The sequence below is a fragment of the Thauera aminoaromatica genome (assembly GCF_000021765.1).
Lineage (GTDB): Bacteria > Pseudomonadota > Gammaproteobacteria > Burkholderiales > Rhodocyclaceae > Thauera > Thauera aminoaromatica.
The window spans coordinates 3,484,736-3,507,057 of record NC_011662.2 but is presented as its reverse complement, the minus strand read 5'-3'; the positions used below and the strand labels follow the sequence as shown (position 1 = coordinate 3,507,057).

Below are 22,322 nucleotides of genomic sequence, written 5' to 3'. Positions count from 1 at the left end.
TTCCTTCCAGGTTCGGGGGGGTAGGTGGTGGGGAGGGCTGGCGGCAAAAAAAGAGCCACACCCGCGGGCGTGGCTCTTGCTGCCGAGGCTGGCGGATTCTACCAGCGCTCGGGGCGTGGTTCGCCGCTGCGGGCGGCGCTCACTCGGCGTAGTCGCTCATCGGCACGCAGGCGCAGAACAGGTTGCGGTCGCCATAGACGTCGTCGATGCGATTGACGCTGGGCCAGAACTTGTTCTCGGCCACCCAGGGCAACGGGAACACCGCCTGCTCGCGCGAGTAGGGCCGCTTCCAGTCGCCGAGGAAGTCGGCCTGGGTGTGCGGCGCGTGCTTGAGCGGGTTGTCCTCGGCCGGCCAGTTGCCGGCTTCGATCTGGCGGATCTCGTCGCGGATCGCGATCATCGCGGCGACGAAGCGCTCGAGCTCGCCGAGGTCTTCCGACTCGGTCGGCTCGACCATGATCGTGCCTGCCACCGGGAACGACATGGTCGGCGCGTGGAAGCCGTAGTCCATCAGGCGCTTGGCGATGTCGACCTCGGAGATGCCGGTGGTCGCCTTGATCGGACGGATGTCGAGGATGCACTCGTGCGCGACCCGGCCCTTGCTGCCGGTGTAGAGCACCGGGTAGTGATCCTTCAGGCGTGCGGCCAGGTAGTTGGCGTTGAGGATCGCCACCTCGGTCGCCTGCTTGAGGCCTTCGCCGCCCATCATCGTGATGTACATCCACGAGATCGGCAGGATGCTCGCTGAGCCGAAGGGCGCGGCCGAGACTGCGCCCTGGCCCAGGTTGGGCCGGCCGGCGCCGCCGGTGGGCTGGATCACGTGGTCGGCCATGAAGGGCGCGAGGTGCGCCGCCAGGCCGATCGGCCCCATGCCCGGACCGCCGCCGCCGTGCGGGATGCAGAAGGTCTTGTGCAGGTTCATGTGCGACACGTCGGCGCCGATCGTCGCCGGCGAGGTCAGGCCAACCTGCGCGTTGAGGTTGGCGCCGTCCATGTACACCTGACCTCCGTACTGGTGGACGATGGTGCAGATCTCGCGGATCGACTCCTCGAACACGCCGTGGGTGGACGGGTAGGTGATCATCAGTGCGGCCAGGTCGGCGGCGTGCTTCTCCGCCTTGGCCTTGAGGTCGGCGACGTCGACGTTGCCGTTGTCGTCGCACTCGACCACCACCACCTGCATGCCGCACATCTGAGCGGTCGCCGGGTTGGTGCCGTGGGCGGACTTCGGGATCAGGCAGATCTTGCGGTTGGCCTCGCCGCGGCTGGCGTGGTAGCGCGCGATCGCCACCAGGCCGGCGTACTCGCCCTGCGCACCCGAGTTCGGCTGCATGCTGATCGCCGGGAAGCCGGTGACCGCGCGCAGGTAGTCGGCCAGGCCCTCGATCATCTCGAGGTAGCCGGCGGCCTGCTCGCGCGGCGCGAACGGGTGCAGGTTGGCGAACTCCGGCCAGGTGATCGGGATCATCTCGCTGGTGGCGTTCAGCTTCATCGTGCACGAGCCGAGCGAGATCATCGAGTGGTCGAGCGCGAGGTCGCGGTTCTGCAGCTTCTTGAGGTAGCGCAGCATCTCGTGCTCGGTGTGGTGCGTGTTGAACACCGGGTGCGCGAGCACGGCGTCGCTGCGCAGCAGTTCCGCCGGCAGGGCGCCGCCTGCGGCCGCGACGCGGGCGTCGATCGCGCTGACGTCGGTGGAGGCGCCGAAGCAGCCGAGGATCGTGGCGATGTCCTCGCGGGTGGTGGTCTCATCCACCGACAGACCGAGCGTGGTGCCGGAGACGCTGCGCAGGTTGAAGCCGGCTTCCTCGGCCGCGCGCAGGATGGTGGGCGCGCGCGCGCCGACCTCGACCTCGACGGTGTCGAAGAAGGCACGGTCGTGCAGGCCGAAGCCGGCCTCGCGCAGGCCGGCGGCGAGCACCGCGGCGAGGCGGTGGATGCGCGCGGCGATGGTGCGCAGGCCCTGCGGGCCGTGATAGACGGCGTAGAAGCCGGAGAGGTTGGCCAGCAGCACCTGCGAGGTGCAGATGTTGGAGTTCGCCTTTTCGCGGCGGATGTGCTGCTCACGGGTCTGCAGCGTCATGCGCAGCGCGGTCTTGCCACGCGCGTCCTTGGAGACGCCGATGATACGGCCGGGCATTGAGCGCACGTAGCTTTCGCGGGTCGCGAAGAAGGCGGCATGCGGGCCGCCGAAGCCCATCGGCACGCCGAAGCGCTGCGCCGAACCGAGCGCGATGTCGGCGCCCATGGCGCCGGGGCTCTTGAGCAGCACCAGGGCCATCAGATCGCTGGCGACCGCGACCACGGCGCCCTTGGCCTTGAGTTCTGCGATCGGGGCCGTGAGGTCGACGACCTCGCCGCGTGCGTTCGGGTACTGCAGCAGCGCGCCGAAGCAGTCGTGGCTGCCAGCCTCGGCAGCCTTGCCGTAGACCAGCTCGTAGCCGAAGTAGTGCGCACGGGTGCGCACCACGTCGATGGTCTGCGCGAAGCAGGCCTCGTCGATGAAGAACACGTTCGACTTCGACTTCGATACGCGCCGGGCCATCGTCATCGCCTCGGCGGCGGCGGTGGCCTCGTCGAGCAGCGAGGCGTTGGCGAGCTCCAGGCCGGTGAGGTCGATCACCATCTGCTGGTAGTTCAGCAGGGCTTCGAGGCGGCCTTGGGAGATCTCGGCCTGGTAGGGCGTGTAGGCGGTGTACCAGCCCGGGTTCTCGAGCACGTTGCGCAGCACGACCGCGGGGACGTGGGTGCCGTAGTAGCCCTGACCGATCAGGGACTTCTTCACCACGTTGCGGCCGGCGATGGCCTTCAGGCGGGCAAGCGCCTCGTGCTCGGGCATCGCGCCGGCGAGCGGCAGCGGCGACGCGAGGCGGATGCCGGCAGGCACGGTCTGCGCGATCAGGGCGTCGACGTCGGCGACGCCGATGCTCGCGCACATGCGCCCGATCTCGCCCGCATCGGGGCCGAGGTGGCGGTGGACGAAGGCGTCGCGCTGCTCGAGGCGGGCGAGCGGGGCGGAGAGCAGGGTGTCGGTCATGGTCAGGCCTGGGCGATTTCCGCTTCGTAGGCTGCGGCGTCCATCAGCGCGGCGACGTCGGCGGCGTTGGCCGGCGCGAGCTTGAACAGCCAGGCGGAGTACGCGTCGGCGTTGACGCTCTCGGGGGCGTCGATCGCGTCCTGATTGTTGGCGATCACTTCACCTGCCACGGGGGCGTAGATGTCGGAGGCAGCCTTGACCGATTCGATCACCGCGCAGGCTTCGCCGGCGGACAGCGCGCGGCCGGCTTCCGGCAGTTCGAGGAAGACGATGTCGCCGAGGGCCTCCTGGGCGTGGTCGGTGACGCCGATGGTCAGGGTGCCGTCGTCCTCGACGCGGATCCATTCGTGGGACTTGGTGTACTTGAGGGTGCTGGGAACGTTGCTCATGGTGCTCTCCGGTCGGGAAGATGGGGTGTGCGGGTGAAGAAATGCAGTGTTGCGTCCGGCTCGTCGGTGATGTGCGGCTGCGACATGAAGGGCGGCTCGATGGCCGCCCTCGGACATCGGGTCAGACGAGGGCCTTGCCGTTACGTACGAAGGGCAGCTTGACGGTGCGTGCCTTCAGGCGCTTGCCGCGAATGTCCACCTCGACGGCTTCGCCCGGCTGCGTCGCGAGAGGGACGCGTGCGAAGGCGATCGACTTTTCCAGCGTGGGCGAGAAGCTTCCGCTGGTGGTCTCGCCTTCGCCGCCGGAGGTGAAGACCTTCATGTGCGAGCGCAGCACGCCCTTGTCCTCGAGGATGAGGCCAAGCAGGCGCTGACTGGCAGGGTTGGCCTGCAGCGCGGCGCGACCGAGGAAGTCGCGCGCCTCGTCCTTCATGTCCACCGTCCACGACAGGCCGGCATTCAGGGGGGAAACGTGGTCGTCCATGTCTTGGCCGTAGAGGTTCATGCCGGCTTCCAGCCGTAGGGTGTCGCGCGCGCCCAGGCCGCAGGGACGCACACCGGCGGCGGCGAGCGCATTCCACATCGCCTCGGCGCGGCTCGCGGGGACGGCGATCTCCAGTCCGTCCTCGCCGGTGTAGCCGGTACGTGCGATCAGCAGGTCGCCCACGCGAGCGCCAAAGAAGGGGGCGGGCACGCCGTTGGCGGTGGAGAGCTCCGGCAGGGCCAAGGTGGCGCGCTCGATCGCGCGCGGACCCTGGACGGCAATCATCGCCAGGTCGCGGCGCGCCTGCAGGGTCACGTTGGCACCGGTCGCGGCGATGCGCTGGCGCATCCAGGCGACGTCCTTGTCGGCGGTGCCGGCGTTTACGACGATGCGGTAGTCGGCATCGCTGAAGCGGTAGACGATCAGGTCGTCGATCACGCCGCCGCGCTCGTTGAGCATGCAGGAGTAGAGCGCCTTGCCGTTATCCTTGAGCTTGGCGACGTCGTTGGCGAGCAGACCGCGCAGCCAGGTGGTTGCGTCGGGGCCGGCGAGGTCGAGGGCGAGCATGTGCGAGACGTCGAACATGCCGGCGTCGCGGCGCACGGCGTGATGCTCCTCGATCTGCGAACCGTAGTTCACCGGCATGTCCCAGCCGGCGAAGTCGACCATGCGTGCGCCGGCGGCGACGTGGGCGGCGTGGAGGGGGGTCTGTTTGGCAGCGATAGTCATCGCGAAGGCGCTCCGTCAGGGTGAACGAGAAAGGGGCGGGTACGGTTTGTCACCGAGCACGCCCCATCTGTCCTTTTACCTGAGAGATTTTCCCGTGATCGCGTGGCATCTGCAGACATATATGTATGCGATGTTACGGCTGACGACGGTGTGCCCCTTCGGTGGATACGCCGGCGCCTTGCGCCCGTACCGCTCTCCAGACTTTTGCTGCGCACGCGGTCCTTTTGCCTGAGCGGTTCCGGGGGTTGCGCCTTCGGCGACTCCATCGAGGAGTTCTCTCCCGCGTGTCGCGCGGACGATATCACTTGCCCCACGGTGCCGCAACCGCGACGGATGCGTCCGCGCGCGCCATCGTCGCGAAGCTTAGAGCGCCTGGCATCGACCTCCGGGGGCTGCAAAGCAACTCTCGCGATGCAGGTACGACGCAAGTCGGGCTTAGGAGCGCAATTGCCATTGGAGCGTGGTGCCGATCCGATCGGCCGTTCGCGGTTGTCGGATGCAAGGGGGGCGGGGATTTCTTTGGTTGGCGTCGTGCGAGGGCGACGCAGGTCGAGTGTGCTTGGCGTGGATGGCCTGTGGTTTTGCGCGGCGTGGTGCTTGGGGCTGGTGTGCTGGTGCGGGTGTTCCTGGATTGGTCGGAGAGGTTTTTTGTTGTTTTTTCTTGACTTCAGGATTTGGTTGTCTATAATGCGCACCTCTTCCAGCGCAGCGGTGCTTGAGTTCAGGCGCAGCGGGGCGGGAAGGGAGAGGCAGTCGGGTGTTGCGGGTCTTGTTGTTCCGTGTTTTTGGCGGGGCGGCGCAAAAAAAGATTCGCGAGATGCTTGACAGGGTGATGTAGGTTCTACATAATCTCGCTTCTTCGCTGCGGCAGCGCAGCGATTCTTTAAAAACTTGGACAACCGATAAGTGTGGGTGCTTGGTTGTTGTGGTCGGCGACTTTGGTCGCATAGGTATCACAATGATTGGTGCTCATGCTGATGTAAGTCAGTATTTTGAGTACTTTGCTGGATTGAACTTAAGAGTTTGATCCTGGCTCAGATTGAACGCTGGCGGCATGCTTTACACATGCAAGTCGAACGGCAGCGGGGGCTTCGGCCTGCCGGCGAGTGGCGAACGGGTGAGTAATGCATCGGAACGTGCCCATGTCGTGGGGGATAACGTAGCGAAAGCTACGCTAATACCGCATACGCCCTGAGGGGGAAAGCGGGGGATTCTTCGGAACCTCGCGCGATTGGAGCGGCCGATGTCGGATTAGCTAGTAGGTGAGGTAAAGGCTCACCTAGGCGACGATCCGTAGCGGGTCTGAGAGGATGATCCGCCACACTGGGACTGAGACACGGCCCAGACTCCTACGGGAGGCAGCAGTGGGGAATTTTGGACAATGGGCGCAAGCCTGATCCAGCCATGCCGCGTGAGTGAAGAAGGCCTTCGGGTTGTAAAGCTCTTTCGGCCGGGAAGAAATCGTGGTCTCTAACATAGGCCATGGATGACGGTACCGGACTAAGAAGCACCGGCTAACTACGTGCCAGCAGCCGCGGTAATACGTAGGGTGCGAGCGTTAATCGGAATTACTGGGCGTAAAGCGTGCGCAGGCGGTTTTGTAAGACAGATGTGAAATCCCCGGGCTTAACCTGGGAACTGCGTTTGTGACTGCAAGGCTAGAGTACGGCAGAGGGGGGTGGAATTCCTGGTGTAGCAGTGAAATGCGTAGAGATCAGGAGGAACACCGATGGCGAAGGCAGCCCCCTGGGCCTGTACTGACGCTCATGCACGAAAGCGTGGGGAGCAAACAGGATTAGATACCCTGGTAGTCCACGCCCTAAACGATGTCGACTAGTCGTTCGGAGCAGCAATGCACTGAGTGACGCAGCTAACGCGTGAAGTCGACCGCCTGGGGAGTACGGCCGCAAGGTTAAAACTCAAAGGAATTGACGGGGACCCGCACAAGCGGTGGATGATGTGGATTAATTCGATGCAACGCGAAAAACCTTACCTACCCTTGACATGTCTGGAACCTTGCTGAGAGGCGAGGGTGCCTTCGGGAGCCAGAACACAGGTGCTGCATGGCTGTCGTCAGCTCGTGTCGTGAGATGTTGGGTTAAGTCCCGCAACGAGCGCAACCCTTGTCACTAGTTGCCATCATTTGGTTGGGCACTCTAGTGAGACTGCCGGTGACAAACCGGAGGAAGGTGGGGATGACGTCAAGTCCTCATGGCCCTTATGGGTAGGGCTTCACACGTCATACAATGGTCGGTACAGAGGGTTGCCAAGCCGCGAGGTGGAGCCAATCCCTTAAAGCCGATCGTAGTCCGGATCGTAGTCTGCAACTCGACTACGTGAAGTCGGAATCGCTAGTAATCGCAGATCAGCATGCTGCGGTGAATACGTTCCCGGGTCTTGTACACACCGCCCGTCACACCATGGGAGTGGGTTTCACCAGAAGTAGGTAGCTTAACCTTCGGGAGGGCGCTTACCACGGTGAGATTCATGACTGGGGTGAAGTCGTAACAAGGTAGCCGTATCGGAAGGTGCGGCTGGATCACCTCCTTTCAAGAGATCAGGCCATGATGGCCAAGTATCCACAACTTATCGGTTGTTCAGGCGAGAAGAGCCTCGGATGAGGGTCTGTAGCTCAGCTGGTTAGAGCACCGTCTTGATAAGGCGGGGGTCGTTGGTTCGAACCCAACCAGACCCACCAATCAAGGGTTGCTCGAGACAGGGGGGCTGTAGCTCAGCTGGGAGAGCGGCGGCTTTGCAAGCCGTAGGTCGTCGGTTCGATCCCGACCAGCTCCACCAGGACTGTCCAAGCAACAGGTTCGAGAAGTAAGAGATGTCGATGGCGCTCGAAGATCGTGGCGTCGTCATCTCTTACTTCTTGGTCGGCAGCTTCGGCTGTCGCGCGTAGAGGTTTGCTCTTTAACAAAGTGGAAGAAGTGTAGTACGTACCGAGCCGGTGCGTACTGCAAGTTGTGTGATTGCATCGATCCAGGCTGAGCTTGTCAGCGCAGGCTGGATCGCACAAACGAGTTCGTTCCTGTACGCGGGCCTTCGGGATGGCAACATCGAAGAGGGTCCAAGGTTATAGGATCAAGCGACTAAGTGCATGTGGTGGATGCCTTGGCGATCACAGGCGATGAAGGACGTGTAAGCCTGCGAAAAGCGTGGGGGAGCTGGCAATAGAGCATTGATCCCACGATGTCCGAATGGGGAAACCCGGCCCGCAAGGGTCATCTCACACTGAATACATAGGTGTGTAGAGGCGAACCGAGCGAACTGAAACATCTAAGTAGCTCGAGGAAAAGAAATCAACCGAGATTCCGTAAGTAGTGGCGAGCGAACACGGAAGAGCCTGCACGACTAAACCATCAGCTTAGCAAAACGGTCTGGAAAGTCCGACGATACAGGGTGATAGTCCCGTATGCGAAAAGCCGGTGGCGGGTCTGAGCGTGCGACAAGTAGGGCGGGACACGAGAAATCCTGTCTGAAGATGGGGGGACCATCCTCCAAGGCTAAATACTCGTGATCGACCGATAGTGAACCAGTACCGTGAGGGAAAGGCGAAAAGAACCCCGGGAGGGGAGTGAAATAGATCCTGAAACCGCATGCATACAAACAGTGGGAGCCTCGAAAGGGGTGACTGCGTACCTTTTGTATAATGGGTCAGCGACTTACGTTCAGTTGCGAGCTTAACCGAATAGGGGAGGCGTAGCGAAAGCGAGTCTGATAAGGGCGTCAGAGTAGCTGGGCGTAGACCCGAAACCGGATGATCTATCCATGGCCAGGATGAAGGTGCCGTAACAGGTACTGGAGGTCCGAACCCACTAACGTTGAAAAGTTAGGGGATGAGCTGTGGATAGGGGTGAAAGGCTAAACAAATCCGGAAATAGCTGGTTCTCCCCGAAAACTATTTAGGTAGTGCGTCGTACGGACACTTGCGGGGGTAGAGCACTGTAATCGTTGGGGGGGTCATTGCGATCTACCCCGCGATAGCAAACTCCGAATACCGCAAAGTGATATACGGCAGACAGACATCGGGTGCTAACGTCCGGTGTCAAGAGGGAAACAACCCAGACCGCCAGCTAAGGTCCCAAATGCATGGCTAAGTGGCAAACGAGGTGGGAAGGCATAGACAGCTAGGAGGTTGGCTTAGAAGCAGCCATCCTTTAAAGAAAGCGTAATAGCTCACTAGTCGAGTCGTCCTGCGCGGAAGATGTAACGGGGCTCAAGCCATGAACCGAAGCTGCGGATGTGTCTTTGACACGTGGTAGGGGAGCGTTCCGTAAGCCTGCGAAGGTGTCTCGTAAGGGATGCTGGAGGTATCGGAAGTGCGAATGCTGACATGAGTAGCGATAAAGGGTGTGAAAAGCACCCTCGCCGTAAGCCCAAGGTTTCCTGCGCAACGTTCATCGGCGCAGGGTGAGTCGGCCCCTAAGGCGAGGCAGAAATGCGTAGTCGATGGGAAACAGGTCAATATTCCTGTACCGCTCTTAGATGCGATGGGGGGACGGAGAAGGTTAGCTCGGCCATCTGTTGGAATAGGTGGTTTAAGCGTGTAGTCGTGCCGCGTAGGCAAATCCGCGTGGCTTAGATGAGGCGTGATGACGAGGATCCTCGGATCCGAAGCGAGTGATACCCAGCTTCCAGGAAAAGCCTCTAAGCTTCAGTCTAAGAGTGACCGTACCGCAAACCGACACAGGTGGGCTGGTAGAGAATACCAAGGCGCTTGAGAGAACTCAGGAGAAGGAACTCGGCAAATTGATACCGTAACTTCGGGAGAAGGTATGCCCCTGGTACGTGAAGGCCCTCGCGGCCGGAGCGGAACGGGGTCGCAGAGAATCGGTGGCTGCGACTGTTTATTAAAAACACAGCACTCTGCAAACACGAAAGTGGACGTATAGGGTGTGACGCCTGCCCGGTGCCGGAAGGTTAAGTGATGGGGTGCAAGCTCTTGATCGAAGCCCCGGTAAACGGCGGCCGTAACTATAACGGTCCTAAGGTAGCGAAATTCCTTGTCGGGTAAGTTCCGACCTGCACGAATGGCGTAACGATGGCCACACTGTCTCCTCCTGAGACTCAGCGAAGTTGAAATGTTTGTGAAGATGCAATCTCCCCGCGGCTAGACGGAAAGACCCCATGAACCTTTACTGTAGCTTTGCATTGGACTTTGACGGGACTTGTGTAGGATAGGTGGGAGGCTTTGAAACCGGGACGCCAGTTCCGGTGGAGCCAACCTTGAAATACCACCCTGGTGTCGTCGAGGTTCTAACCCAGGCCTGTGAATCCAGGTCGGGGACCGTGCATGGTGGGCAGTTTGACTGGGGCGGTCTCCTCCCAAAAGGTAACGGAGGAGTACGAAGGTCACCTAGGTACGGTCGGACATCGTACTGATAGTGCAATGGCAAAAGGTGGCTTGACTGCGAGACCCACAAGTCGAGCAGGTGCGAAAGCAGGTCATAGTGATCCGGTGGTTCTGTATGGAAGGGCCATCGCTCAACGGATAAAAGGTACTCTGGGGATAACAGGCTGATTCCGCCCAAGAGTTCACATCGACGGCGGAGTTTGGCACCTCGATGTCGGCTCATCACATCCTGGGGCTGTAGCCGGTCCCAAGGGTATGGCTGTTCGCCATTTAAAGTGGTACGTGAGCTGGGTTTAAAACGTCGTGAGACAGTTTGGTCCCTATCTGCCGTGGGCGCTGGAAGTTTGAGAGGGCCTGCTCCTAGTACGAGAGGACCGGAGTGGACGCACCCCTGGTGTACCGGTTGTGACGCCAGTCGCATCGCCGGGTAGCTATGTGCGGAAGAGATAACCGCTGAAAGCATCTAAGCGGGAAACTCGCCTCAAGATGAGACTTCCCCGGGGCCTCGAGCCCCCTGAAGGGTCGTTGAAGACCACAACGTTGATAGGCCGGGTGTGTAAGCGTGGCAACACGTTCAGCTAACCGGTACTAATTGCCCGTGTGGCTTGATCCTATAACCTTCAAAACAAAACGAACTCAACCCCCTGGTTGCCAAAACAACGCAACCAGACAATCACACAACACTTCTTCCTAACTTTGGCCTGCAAACCACGCAGGCAACAAGTCAAAGTCTGACGACCATAGCTGTGTGGAACCACCCCTTCCCTTCCCGAACAGGACCGTGAAACGCACACGCGCCGATGATAGTGAGGTCCGCCCTCGTGAAAGTAGGTCATCGTCAGACTAACCACACCAACACAACGCCCCACGCACACATCCGTGCCTGGGGCGTCGTGCCGTCTACGCAGAACGCAACGGCAGCCCGCGACGCCAGCGCCGGGCGCCGACCCGGGCTGCGAACGAAGCCGGCCTGCAAACGTTACGGTGCAGGACCGCCGCAAGGCAAGAATGTGGCCGTGATGGCATGACGACTGCGCCGAGGTGACGGCGGACTTCCTCCGTGGCTTATTCGGCCTGGCCGATCTCGAACTCTATTTTGCCCGCCCCTTGCACCGAGCCTTCCAGGCGATCTCCCGGTCGGACGGGGCCGACGCCTTCCGGTGTGCCGGTGTAGATCAGATCGCCAGGCTGCAGGTGGTAGTAGGACGACAGATCGGCGATGATCTCCGGGATGCTCCAGATCATGTCGGATAGATCGGCACGCTGGCGGACTTCACCATTGACCCTTAGCACGATCTCCCCGTTGCGCAGGACCTGGCCGGCGGCGGGCTGGATTTCGCCGCACACGGCCCCACTCTCCACGTTCTTGGCGAGATCCCAGGGATTGCCCCTGGCCTTGGCCGTGGCCTGCAGGTCGCGCCGGGTCATGTCGAGGCCGCAGGCATAGCCGTAGATCATGCGCCGGGCGGAGGATTCGCTGACGCGGAAACCGGGCTCGCCGATTGCAACCACGAGTTCCATCTCGTGATGGTAGTCGCGGGTTTCGGGTGGGTAAGGCGCCGTACCGCCCGAGAGGGCGAGGTTGGCGGAGGACTTGGTGAAGTACACCGGGCGCATGCTGGCCTTGTCGACCGAGCTGCCCATCTCGATCGCGTGGGCCTGGTAGTTGCGGCCGACGAAGAACAGGCGATTGACCGGGAAGCGGGCGCCGGTACCGCGGACGGGCAGGGACACGGGCGCCGGGGGCGTCCACAGGTAGTTGATTTCGGGCATTTCGGGCCTCTTGACCATCGAGCCGCGGAGTCTACAACGACCGGGGCGGCCGAAGGGGCTCGGTTATAATGCGGGCCTGCCCGCGGACACCCCATCGGGGGGCACGGTGGCCCGTTCTGGCGCCTGTTCCGCACTGCCCGTATCCGACCCGGTTCTCGAGAACATGACTTCGATCCTCAAGCTGCGTGGCGCCCCGGCGCTATCCTCCTCCCGTCTGGAACGTCTTTCCCGCGCCGTCGGCGAGGTGTTGCCCAAGCTGGCCGGACTGGCCGCGGAGCACTGGTACTTCGTCGAAGTCTCGGCTGCGCTGGACGAGGCGGAGCGTGCGCGTCTGGTGGATCTGCTCGACGCCGGGCCGGCAAGCACGGCAGCCCCCACCGGCACGCTGCGCCTGGTGGTGCCGCGCTTGGGCACGATCTCGCCGTGGTCGTCCAAGGCCACCGACATCGCGCACCAGTGCGGTTTCGATAAGATCGTGCGCATCGAGCGCGGCATCGCCTATTCGATCGACGCGCGCGGGGTGGACGGCAACACCGCGCTGGCGGCGTTGCTGCACGACCGCATGACCGAGTCGGTGCTCGACAGCATGCAGGCGGCCGAGGCGCTCTTCCACCACTACCAGCCGCAGCCGCTCACGACCGTGGACATCCTCGCCGGTGGTCGCGCCGCGCTCGAGCGTGCCAACGGCGAGCTCGGCCTCGCGCTGTCCGAAGACGAGATCGACTACCTGGTGGAGAACTTCAGCCGCATGGGGCGCAACCCCACCGACGTCGAGCTGATGATGTTCGCCCAGGCCAACTCCGAGCACTGCCGGCACAAGATCTTCAACGCCGACTGGGTGATCGACGCGCGGCCGATGGAGAAGTCGCTGTTCGGCATGATCAAGGACACGCACAAGGCCCACCCCGAGGGCACGGTGGTGGCCTACTCGGACAACGCCTCGGTGATCGAGGGCGCGCGCATCGCCCGCCTGTACCCGGACTCGGACGGCGCGTTCCGCTACCACGACGAGGACACCCACATCCTCGCGAAGGTCGAGACCCACAACCACCCGACCGCGATCTCGCCCTTCCCGGGCGCGGCCACCGGCGCCGGCGGCGAGATCCGCGACGAGGGTGCGACCGGCCGCGGCTCTCGTCCCAAGGCCGGCCTGGCCGGCTTCACGGTTTCCAACCTCAACATCCCCGACTTTGGCCAGCCCTGGGAGAAGCCCTACGGCAAGCCCGAGCGCATTGCCTCCGCGCTCGACATCATGATCGAGGGCCCGATCGGCGCCGCCGCCTTCAACAACGAGTTCGGCCGCCCCAACCTCGCCGGCTACTTCCGCACCTTCGAGCAGGCAGTGCAGGGTGAGGTGCGCGGCTACCACAAGCCGATCATGATCGCCGGCGGCTTGGGTAGCATCCAGGCTCGGCAGGCCGAGAAACCCACCTTCCCGCCGGGCACGCTGCTGATCCAGCTTGGCGGCCCGGGCATGCTCATCGGCCTGGGTGGCGGCGCGGCCTCGTCGATGGCGACCGGCACCAACACCGCCGACCTCGACTTCGCCTCGGTGCAGCGCGGCAACCCCGAGATCCAGCGCCGCTGCCAGGAGGTCATCGACGCGTGCTGGCAGCAGGGCGAGAACAATCCGATCATCGCCATCCACGACGTCGGTGCCGGCGGCCTGTCGAACGCGATGCCCGAGCTCGCCGATCACGCCGGCCTCGGCGCCCACTTCGAGCTGCGCGAGGTGCACATCGAAGAGCCGGGCATGAGTCCGCGCGAGATCTGGTCGAACGAATCGCAGGAGCGCTACGTGCTCGCGATCGCGCCCGAGAGCCTGCCGATGTTCCAGGCCTTCTGCGAGCGCGAGCGCTGCCCCTTCGCGGTGCTTGGCACCGCCACCGCCGATGGCCACCTCACCGTGTCCGATCGCCACTTCGGCAACAAGCCGGTGGACATGGACATGAAGGTGCTGCTCGGCAAGCCGCCGAAGATGACGCGCAACGTCTCGCGGCGCGCGGTGCATCTGCCGCCTTTCGACACCACCGGCTTCGATCTCCAGGAGGCTGGGATGCGCGTGCTGCGCGTGCCCGCGGTGGCCAGCAAGAGCTTCCTGATCACCATCGGCGATCGCTCGGTCGGCGGCCTCACCGCGCGCGACCAGTTCGTCGGGCCTTGGCAGGTGCCGGTGGCCGACGTCGCGGTCACCGCGATGAGCTTCCAGGGCTACCGCGGAGAAGCCTTCGCGATGGGCGAGCGCACGCCGCTGGCCTGCGTCGATGCGCCGGCATCGGGCCGCATGGCGATCGGTGAGGCAATCACCAACATCGCCGCCGCCGACATCGAGAAGCTCGGCGACGTCAAGCTCTCCGCCAACTGGATGGCTGCCGCCGGCCACCGCGGCGAGGACGCGCGTCTTTACGACACCGTAAAGGCCGTGTCCGAGTTCTGCGTCAGCGCCGGCCTGTCGATCCCGGTCGGCAAGGACTCGCTGTCGATGCGCACTGCCTGGCGCGATGGCGAAGAGGACAAGCAGGTCGTCGCTCCGCTGTCGCTGATCGCCACCGCCTTCGCCCCCGTGCAGGACATCCGCAGCACGCTCACGCCGCAACTGCAGCTGCATGAAGGCGTGGAGACCGAGCTGCTGCTGATCGACCTCGGCAACGGCAAGAACCGCCTCGGCGGCTCGGCCTTCGCCCAGGCTTACGAGTCAGTCGGCGAGCATGCGCCGGATGTCGATCCCGCCCAGCTCGCAGCGTTCTTCGAAACCGTGCAGCGACTGCGCCGCGACGGCCTGCTGCTGGCCTATCACGACCGTTCCGATGGCGGCCTCTTCGCCACCGTGTGCGAGATGGCCTTCGCCGCGAAGTGCGGCCTGTCGCTGATCCTCGATACCGTTTGCTACGACCCCTACATGATGGACGTCGATGGTCTGGAGAAGAAGCCGGACACGCTCAAGGGCCGTTTCGACGACCGCCTCTTCGCCGGTCTCTTCGCCGAGGAACTCGGCGCGGTGATCCAGATCCGCCGCGACGACCGCTCCCGCATCACCGAGGTGCTGCGCGCGGCCAGGCTCGCTTACCACTTCATCGGCGAGCCCAACGACAAGGATGAGATCCGCTTCCGCCGCAACGCCAAACTCGTGTTTGCCGCCAGCCGGGTCGAGCTGCTGCAGGCGTGGTCGGAGACCAGCTATCGCGTCGCCAAGCTGCGCGACGATCCCGAGTCGGTGCAGCAGGAATTCGACGCGCTCGCCGACGCCGGCAACCCCGGCCTGTCGGTGGCGCTGTCCTTCGACGTCAAGGAGGACGTGGCGGCGCCCTTCATCGCCAGCACTGCGCGTCCCAAGGTCGTCGTGCTGCGCGAGCAGGGTGTCAACTCCCAGTTCGAGATGGCGGCAGCCTTCGAGCGTGCCGGCTTCACCCCGGTCGACGTGCATATGTCGGACCTGCAGGCCGGTCGCATCGACCTGGCCGACTTCCATGGCCTCGCAGCTTGCGGCGGCTTCTCCTATGGCGACGTGCTCGGCGCCGGGCAGGGCTGGGCCAAGTCCATCCTGTTCAACCCCCGCCTGCGCGACGAGTTCGCGGCTTTCTTCGGGCGCAGCGACACCTTCGCCCTCGGGGTGTGCAACGGCTGTCAGATGATGGCCCACCTCGCGCCGATCATCCCCGGCGCCGAAGCCTGGCCCACCTTCCACCGCAACCGCAGTGAACAGTTCGAGGCCCGCTTCGTGATGGTGGAGGTCGCAGACAGCCCCTCCATCCTGCTCCAGGGCATGGCCGGCAGCCGCATGCCGATCGTGGTCAGCCATGGCGAGGGCAGGGCGGTGTTCCACAGCGAGGCCGACCGCGAGCGCGCCCTCCTGGCGCTGCGCTACGTGGACAACCACGGCAATCCGGCACAGACCTATCCGGCCAACCCCAACGGCTCGCCGGAGGGTGTGACGGGCTTCACCACTGCCGACGGGCGCTTCACGATCATGATGCCGCACCCCGAGCGCACCGCGCGGACCCTGCAGATGTCGTGGGCGCCGCAGTGGCTGGTCACGGACAGTCCCGACGCCTCGCCCTGGCTGCGCATGTTCCGCAATGCCCGCTTGTGGCTCGGCTGATTGCAGGGACCACGCGATCCGGGTAACGCGATGTGAGTTTCCGCTCAAGTCGCCGAAGCGTCAGCCGTTAAGAGGTTCCGGCTGGTCACGGTGGCGGACAGCATTGCGGGGGAATGGATTGAACCAGACGATTTCGACGCGCGAATTGAAGATCGGCATGTTCGTCGTCGCTATCGATCGTCCATGGACCGAGACACCATTCATGATGCAGGGCTTCCTGCTGGAGAATGTCGACCAGCTCCGGGCCCTGCAGCACTACTGCCGTTCGGTCACGATCGATCGCACACGCTCGATCGGCGACCAGTACAGCGCCAAGGTCTTCGACAAGGACGCGCCCCTGCGTGGCGCGGACGGGTTCGTGCGCAAGCACCCCGACGTCACCGAATCGCGTGTCGGGGCGCAGCGCTTCATCAAGGTCGCGCGCGGCTTCAAAGGCAAGATCCACACCCTCCGTCAGCCGCACGTCCCGCGCATCCGCATCGAGGACGGGCGCAGCCGGCTCGAGTCCGAGCTGCTCTACTCGGCACCGATCGTCGATGACGTGTTCCGGGCCTTGCGCGAGACCCAGCTCGCGATCGACAGCAATGTCGCCATCGACGTCCCCCAGATCAGCGGCCTGGTCGGCGAGATGGCCGCCGGCGTGCAGCGCAACCCCGACGCACTGCTCTGGCTCACCCGCCTCAAGCGCACCGACCAGTACGCCTACGACCACGCGGTGAACGTCTCCGTGCATGCGATGGTGTTCGCGCGCTTCTTGGGCCTGAGCGGCAAGCAGGTGCATCAGCTCGGCCTCGCCGGCCTGCTGCAGGATATCGGCAAGGTGCAGATCGACTACGGTCTGCTCAGCAAGCCCGGGCCGCTCGACGAGCGTGAGTTCGAGCACGTCAAGGCCCATGTCACCCACACGGTGCGCCTGCTGCAGGCGCACCGGGACTTCGACGCCGAGGTGCTGGCGACCATCGCTGCGCACCACGAGCGCTTCGACGGCACCGGCTACCCGCGCGGGCTCGAAGGCATGAGCATCCCGCTGCCGGCGGAGATGGCCGGCATCACCGACGCCTACTGCGCGATGACCCGCGACCGCGTCTATCGCGAGGCCGTCTCCAGCCAGCGCGCCATGGAGACGCTGAACCAGCTGCGCAACACGCAGTTCCGCGACACCTTGGTCGACCAGTTCCTGCAGTGCATCGGCCTCTATCCGATCGGCACCCTGGTCGAACTCAACAGCGGCGAGGTCGGCGTGGTGATCCAACAGAACCAGGTGCGCCGATTGCAGCCGCGTGTGCTCGTGCTGCTCGCCCCCGACAAGAGTGTGGAGCGCTTCCCGCGCACCCTCGACCTGCTGATGCAGCCCGACACCGCCGACGGCGAGCCCTATCGCATCTTGCAGGCGCTGCCGCCCAACGCCTTCGGCATCGATCCCAACGACTTCTTCCTCGCCTGAACATGGATTCGCTGATCCCCAACGGCTTTCTCTCCGCGCTCACCGAGGTCTCGGCGCGGATGGCCGAGATCGCGACCGAGGGCCGGGGAGTGGGGGTCATCTCGCTCTATGCCCAGCCCGATGCGGCGCTCTATCGCCTCCCGCTCGAGCACCTGCGCCGCTTCGAGCGCGCCATGGAGCGTCAGATCCGCGCCCAGCTGCGCAGTCGCGACCGCCTGTTCGCGGTCGATGGCAAGGAATGGCTGATCGTGCTGCCGAGCGTGGCCAGCAGTGCGGTCCTCACACTCGGCATGCTGCGCTTCGAGCAGACCTTCAACGATGGCCTGCTGGTGGTCGACGGCCTCGACCTGCCGGTACGCGTGGTGTGCGGCGCGGCGATGTCGCCCGACCACGGCAAGGACGGCTTCCACCTGCTGCAGTCGGCACGCATCGCCGGTCTGGTCGCCGGGCGTGCGGACGGCGGCAGCCTGCTCTTCGAAGCCTCGATGGAGCGCAGCGCGCCCAACGTCGCCCTGCTCGAGCGCGACCTGCGTACCGCGTTTTCCGGGGGGCCGGAGCTCGAGCTCTGGCTGCAGCCCAAGGTCCACCTCGCCAGCACGGAGTGCCGCAGCGCCGAGGCCTTGCTGCGCTGGCGCAACAGCGCGGGCGAATTCGTGCCGCCCCCGGTCGTGATCGGCCTGATCGACCGCTTCGGCCTGCGTCACCGTTTCAATCGCTGGCTGTTCCAGCAGGCGGCGCAGGTCCTGCACGAGTTGCGCATGGAAGGCCTGGAGATCGACATCTCGATCAATCTCTCGGCGACGGACCTCTACGACGCCGAGGTGCCCGACCTGATCGGCCAGGCCCTGTCGACCTGGAACCTCGAGGCGGGCCGGCTGTGTCTGGAGATCACCGAGACCAGCATGATGGACGAGCGCTCGGGCAGCAGCGTCTCGGAGGTGCTCCAACGCTTGCGCCAGCTCGGTGTCGCCCTGTCGATCGACGACTTCGGCACCGGCTTCTCGGGCATGAGCCGGCTCAAGCGGCTCGCCGTGCAGGAGGCCAAGATCGATCGCAGCTTCGTCATCGACCTGCTCGCCTCGGCGCGCGACCGCGAGATCGCCGCCGCGATCATCGACCTCTCGCACCGTCTCGGCATCGAGGTCACTGCCGAGGGCGTGGAGGACGGTCGCACCGCCGAACTGCTCGCCGGCATGGGCTGCGACTACATCCAGGGTTTCCTGCATGCCCCGGCCCTGCCGTTGACGGATTTCGTCGCCTGGGTGCGCGCTCGCGAATGCATCGGCCGGCAGCCGGTGCAAACCTGACCACGATCAATTCAAGCGCGGACCGATCCGGTAGAATCCGCGCTGTTGTTGTGGCTTCCACGGATCCGATCCCCCCATGCAGCGCTTTCGTCACCGTCTTCACGTCTGGATCGCGATCTTCGCGATGGCGTTGAGTGCGCTGGCGCCGGCAGCGAGCCGCGCGATGGGGCCCGACGACAACGGCCGCTACCTCGTGCAGATTTGCTCTGCCGTCGGGATGGAGTGGGTGGAACTGAGTGTCGACGAGGCCGCCTTCCATGGTGACGTCGGTGCGATGAACGCCGACTCCGATTCGCACCCGTCCTCGCTCCCGCTCGAGGAGTGTCCTTACTGTCTCGCGCAGTTCGGCAACGTGCTGGCGCCCGCGGCCGACCTCTCGCCTTCCTTCGCCGTCGCCGGCGGGACGCCACTCCCCACGCTTTTCCTCGTCGCCCCGCGACCGCTCTTCGCGTGGTCGTCCGCGCATCCGCGCGCGCCGCCCGCGCGCGCCTGACCCTGCGCACGCGCGAACGCCGCGCGTGTTCGCCGTAGCGGTCCTTTCCCCCGCCCGAAGTCCCTTCCTCGCCCGCCGGCCTGCCGGTCGTGCGAGCCCTTCGCACGCAAACCCGCGTTCTTCGCTGCCTTTGCCGGAGCGCGCCGGCACGTCGCGTGCGGACCGCAATCCTCCAACGATCGGAGATCCACGATGCAAAAGTCGTTCCTGGCCGCACCGCTGCTGGCCGCCCTCGCCCTTTTCGGCAGCGCCGTCGCTCACGCCGAAGTCACCGTCGCCGAGCCTTGGGTGCGCGCCACCGTGCCCGCGCAGAAGGCCACCGGGGCCTTCATGCGCCTGAAGTCCGACACCGACGCCCGCCTCGTGTCCGCCGCCTCGCCGGTCGCTGGCGTGGTCGAGATCCACGAGATGCTCATGGACAAGGACGTCATGAAGATGAACCGCATCCCCGGGCTCGACCTCCCTGCCGGCAAGGACGTCGAACTCGAGCCTGGCGGTTACCACGTGATGCTGATGGATTTGAAGGCTCAGGTGAAGGAGGGTGACCAGGTGCCGGTGACGCTGACCGTCGAGAACAAGGATGGCAGCCGCCAGACCATCGAGCTCACCGCGCCGGCACGTCCGCTCAATGCGCCGATGAAGATGCAGCACGGCAAGCACTGAGCCTCGGGGATCACAGCGATCCACCGACGTGCATTCGGGCCGCCCTGACCGCCGCGGCCCGCGAGTTTGCTTTTCGACAATCGAATCGATGTCCGATCGCCCGCGGGCGATCGGCAGGGCGTTCTCATGCCTGCGATCCGTGTGGGTCCGGCGGAAGGCCCGATCAACGAGAACACTCATCATGAAGAAGAACTTTCGACGTCTGCCACTCGCCGTGGCGATTTCCCTTGCGCTGCCGGCGCTCGCCCTTGCCCAGGAGACGACGCTCGGGCGCGTCATCGTCACAGCGCCCGAGGCCGCGGCCACTAACAGCGGAACCGTGGTCAACGCCCCTGCACTGCAGTCTCTGAAGCCCGCCACCAGTGATGCTGCGTCGCTTCTTCGCGATGTGCCGGGCGTGAGTCTCTACGGCTCGGGCGGGGTTTCCAGCCTGCCGTCGATTCGCGGTCTGGCCGACGATCGCATCCGCATCAAGGTCGACGGCATGGACCTGATCGCGGCCTGTCCCAACCACATGAACCCGGCACTGTCCTACCTCGACCCCTCCAATGTCGGCCTGCTCGAGGTCTATCCGGGCATCTCGCCGGTGAGCGTCGGCGGCGACAGCATCGCCGGCACCATCGTTGCCGAATCCAAGGCGCCGGTGTTTGCCGAGGACGGCAAGACGCTGATGACGGGTGAGGTCGGGGCGTTTTACCGCAGCAACGGCAATGCACGCGGCGGTAATCTCGGCGCCACTTTCGCAAGTGATTCGCTGAGCGTCAGCTATGCGGGTTCGACGGCCGAGAGCGACAACTACGAGGCCGCGCGGGCGTTCAAGACGCGGACGGCGACGGGCCGGGTGGGGCATACCTTGGCGCTCGACGAAGTGGGCTCCACCGCCTACAAGAGCCGCAACCACGAACTCGGCTTCGCCTTCAAGGGCGGCGACCACCTGTTCGAGGCCAAGGTCGGCCTGCAGGACATCCCCTATGAGCTGTGGCCGAACCAGCGCATGGACATGCTCGAGAACGACCAGAAGCGTGTGAACCTGCGCTATCAGGGCAAGTACGACTGGGGCAGGCTCGAGGCGCGCGCCTACCACGAGAAGGTCGAGCACTTCATGGATTTCGGTGCGGACAAACGCTACTGGTATGGGGGAAGCGTAGCGAACGACGTCATCATCGGCTCCGGAGGCCCGACAGTTCTCAACGGTACGCCGTGTTCGCCGCTCAGCCCGTCCTGCGCAGCGGGCATGCCGATGAACACCGAGAGCAAGAACACGGGCTTCGCGCTCAAGGGCGACGTGGATCTTTCGGCGACCGACCTTCTGCGCGTGGGCGCCGAGATCCAGCGTTATCGTCTCGACGACTGGTGGCCGGCATCGGGCGGCGGGATGTGGCCGAACACCTTCTGGAACATCAACGACGGCGAGCGCGATCGCAACGCGGTCTTCGCGGAGTGGGAGGCGCAGCCGAGTGCGCAATGGACCACCCTGGCGGGCGTGCGCTACGAGCGCGTGAAGACCGATACCGGTCCCGTGCAGGCATATAACAACGCTGTGGCCCCTGCCACGATGCTCGTGCCCGCTTTCAACAGCGCTGATCGCGAACGCACGGACAACAACTGGGATGTGACGCTGCTGGCCAAATACACCGTCGATCCCACGCTCGACGTGGAGGTGGGTTTCGCGCGCAAGGTGCGCTCGCCCAGCCTCTACGAGCGCTATAGCTGGTACAGCCGCGGCATGGAAATGCTGATGGTGAACTGGTTCGGCGACGGCAACGGCTACATCGGCGACATCAACCTCGAGCCCGAGAAGGCGCGCACCGTATCGGCGACCTTCGGCTGGCACTCGATCGACCGCAAATGGGAGCTGAAGGCGACGCCGTTCTACTCGCGGGTCACCGACTACATCGATGCAGTACGCTGTCCGACGAGTCTCGGCGGGTCATGCTCGGCCGCCAATCTCTCCGCGACCAACAGCTTCGTCTTCCTGCAGCTCGCCAACCAGTCGGCTCGCCTGTACGGCATCGACCTCTCGGGCCGCATGCCGCTGGCGAGCACGCCCTATGGCGAATTCGGGCTGCGTGGGGTGCTCAACTACACCGACGGCAAGAACCGCGAGACCGGCGACAACCTCTACAACATCATGCCGCTCAACGTGAAGCTCACGCTGACGCACCAGCATGGTGGCTGGGACAACGCGCTCGAGTGGTTCGCCGCACAGTCCAAGGACGACATCTCGGCGGTGCGCAACGAGCAGGAGACCTCGGGCTACAACCTGGTGAACCTGCGGACGAGCTATTCCTGGAAGCAGGTGCGCGTCGACTTCGGCGTGGAGAACGTGTTCGACAAGTTCTACTACCTGCCGCTCGGCGGCGCCTATGTCGGCCAGGGAACGACGATGACCAGCAACCCGGTCGGCGCGGTTCCGCTGTGGGGCACGCCGGTCCCGGGTGCGGGCCGTTCGATCTACGCGGGCATCAACTACAAGTTCTGAGTCATTCTTCAGACGATAAAAAACCCCGGTCCCGCAACAGCGGCACCGGGGTTTTTTCTGCTGCCC

10 protein-coding genes, 2 tRNA genes, 3 rRNA genes and 1 riboswitch are annotated in these 22,322 nt (G+C 64.3%); of the genes, 11 read left to right on the top strand and 4 right to left on the bottom strand.

The window, feature by feature from the left end:
- Nucleotides 1–139: 139 nt before the first annotated feature.
- From gcvP to gcvT, 3 genes are all read right to left on the bottom strand, one after another.
- A complete protein-coding gene (gcvP, locus tag TMZ1T_RS15435) occupies nt 140–3,034 on the bottom strand; it encodes an aminomethyl-transferring glycine dehydrogenase (protein ID WP_004312589.1) in 2,895 nt (964 codons plus the stop codon).
- A 2-nt stretch (nt 3,035–3,036) separates the two neighbouring features.
- On the bottom strand, nt 3,037–3,423 hold the full coding sequence (gene gcvH, locus TMZ1T_RS15430) for a glycine cleavage system protein GcvH (protein ID WP_004312587.1): 387 nt from the start codon (nt 3,421–3,423) through the stop codon (nt 3,037–3,039).
- 121 nt (nt 3,424–3,544) lie between these two features.
- The gene (gene gcvT, locus TMZ1T_RS15425; protein ID WP_004312585.1) at nt 3,545–4,636 is read right to left on the bottom strand and encodes a glycine cleavage system aminomethyltransferase GcvT; all 1,092 of its coding nucleotides are present in this window, start codon (nt 4,634–4,636) and stop codon (nt 3,545–3,547) included.
- A gap of 206 nt (nt 4,637–4,842) precedes the next feature.
- Nucleotides 4,843–4,929, bottom strand: a riboswitch (glycine riboswitch).
- A gap of 718 nt (nt 4,930–5,647) precedes the next feature.
- Here gcvT and TMZ1T_RS15420 point away from each other — a divergent pair.
- The 5 genes from TMZ1T_RS15420 (at nt 5,648) to rrf (ending at nt 10,839) form a co-directional block, all read left to right on the top strand.
- Nucleotides 5,648–7,186, top strand: a 16S ribosomal RNA gene (locus tag TMZ1T_RS15420).
- A 71-nt stretch (nt 7,187–7,257) separates the two neighbouring features.
- A tRNA-Ile gene (locus tag TMZ1T_RS15415) sits at nt 7,258–7,334 on the top strand.
- 22 nt (nt 7,335–7,356) lie between these two features.
- Nucleotides 7,357–7,432: transfer RNA gene (locus tag TMZ1T_RS15410), tRNA-Ala, on the top strand.
- Between the two features lie 289 nt (nt 7,433–7,721).
- Nucleotides 7,722–10,608, top strand: a 23S ribosomal RNA gene (locus tag TMZ1T_RS15405).
- A gap of 117 nt (nt 10,609–10,725) precedes the next feature.
- Nucleotides 10,726–10,839 (top strand): 5S ribosomal RNA (rrf, locus tag TMZ1T_RS15400).
- Together the 16S, 23S and 5S rRNA genes with 2 tRNA genes alongside form the textbook arrangement of a ribosomal RNA operon.
- A 221-nt stretch (nt 10,840–11,060) precedes the next feature.
- On the opposite strand, the gene TMZ1T_RS15395 is transcribed toward rrf, so the two are convergent.
- Entirely contained in the window at nt 11,061–11,768 is a 708-nt protein-coding gene (locus tag TMZ1T_RS15395; RefSeq protein ID WP_004317838.1) for a fumarylacetoacetate hydrolase family protein, read from the bottom strand.
- Between the two features lie 163 nt (nt 11,769–11,931).
- Here TMZ1T_RS15395 and purL point away from each other — a divergent pair, with 163 nt between their 5' ends.
- The 6 genes from purL (at nt 11,932) to TMZ1T_RS15365 (ending at nt 22,256) form a co-directional block, all read left to right on the top strand.
- The gene (purL, locus tag TMZ1T_RS15390) at nt 11,932–15,867 is read left to right on the top strand and encodes a phosphoribosylformylglycinamidine synthase (RefSeq protein ID WP_012585865.1); all 3,936 of its coding nucleotides are present in this window, start codon (nt 11,932–11,934) and stop codon (nt 15,865–15,867) included.
- A gap of 118 nt (nt 15,868–15,985) precedes the next feature.
- Nucleotides 15,986–17,311, top strand: coding sequence for an HD-GYP domain-containing protein (locus tag TMZ1T_RS15385; RefSeq protein ID WP_012585864.1), 1,326 nt, complete (start codon nt 15,986–15,988; stop codon nt 17,309–17,311).
- Nucleotides 17,312–17,313: 2 nt separating this feature from the next.
- Complete coding sequence (locus TMZ1T_RS15380) at nt 17,314–18,618, top strand: GGDEF domain-containing phosphodiesterase (RefSeq protein WP_012585863.1); 1,305 nt, start codon at nt 17,314–17,316, stop codon at nt 18,616–18,618.
- Between the two features lie 76 nt (nt 18,619–18,694).
- Nucleotides 18,695–19,111, top strand: a complete 417-nt coding sequence (locus TMZ1T_RS15375) for a DUF2946 domain-containing protein (protein WP_004317831.1) — start codon at nt 18,695–18,697, stop codon at nt 19,109–19,111.
- Nucleotides 19,112–19,303: 192 nt separating this feature from the next.
- Nucleotides 19,304–19,774: a copper chaperone PCu(A)C gene (locus TMZ1T_RS15370; RefSeq protein WP_012585862.1), complete on the top strand. Its 471-nt coding sequence runs from the start codon at nt 19,304–19,306 to the stop codon at nt 19,772–19,774.
- Between the two features lie 181 nt (nt 19,775–19,955).
- Nucleotides 19,956–22,256 (top strand): TonB-dependent receptor, encoded by a 2,301-nt coding sequence (locus TMZ1T_RS15365; RefSeq protein WP_012585861.1) that lies wholly within the window; start codon nt 19,956–19,958, stop codon nt 22,254–22,256.
- Nucleotides 22,257–22,322 lie beyond the last annotated feature (66 nt).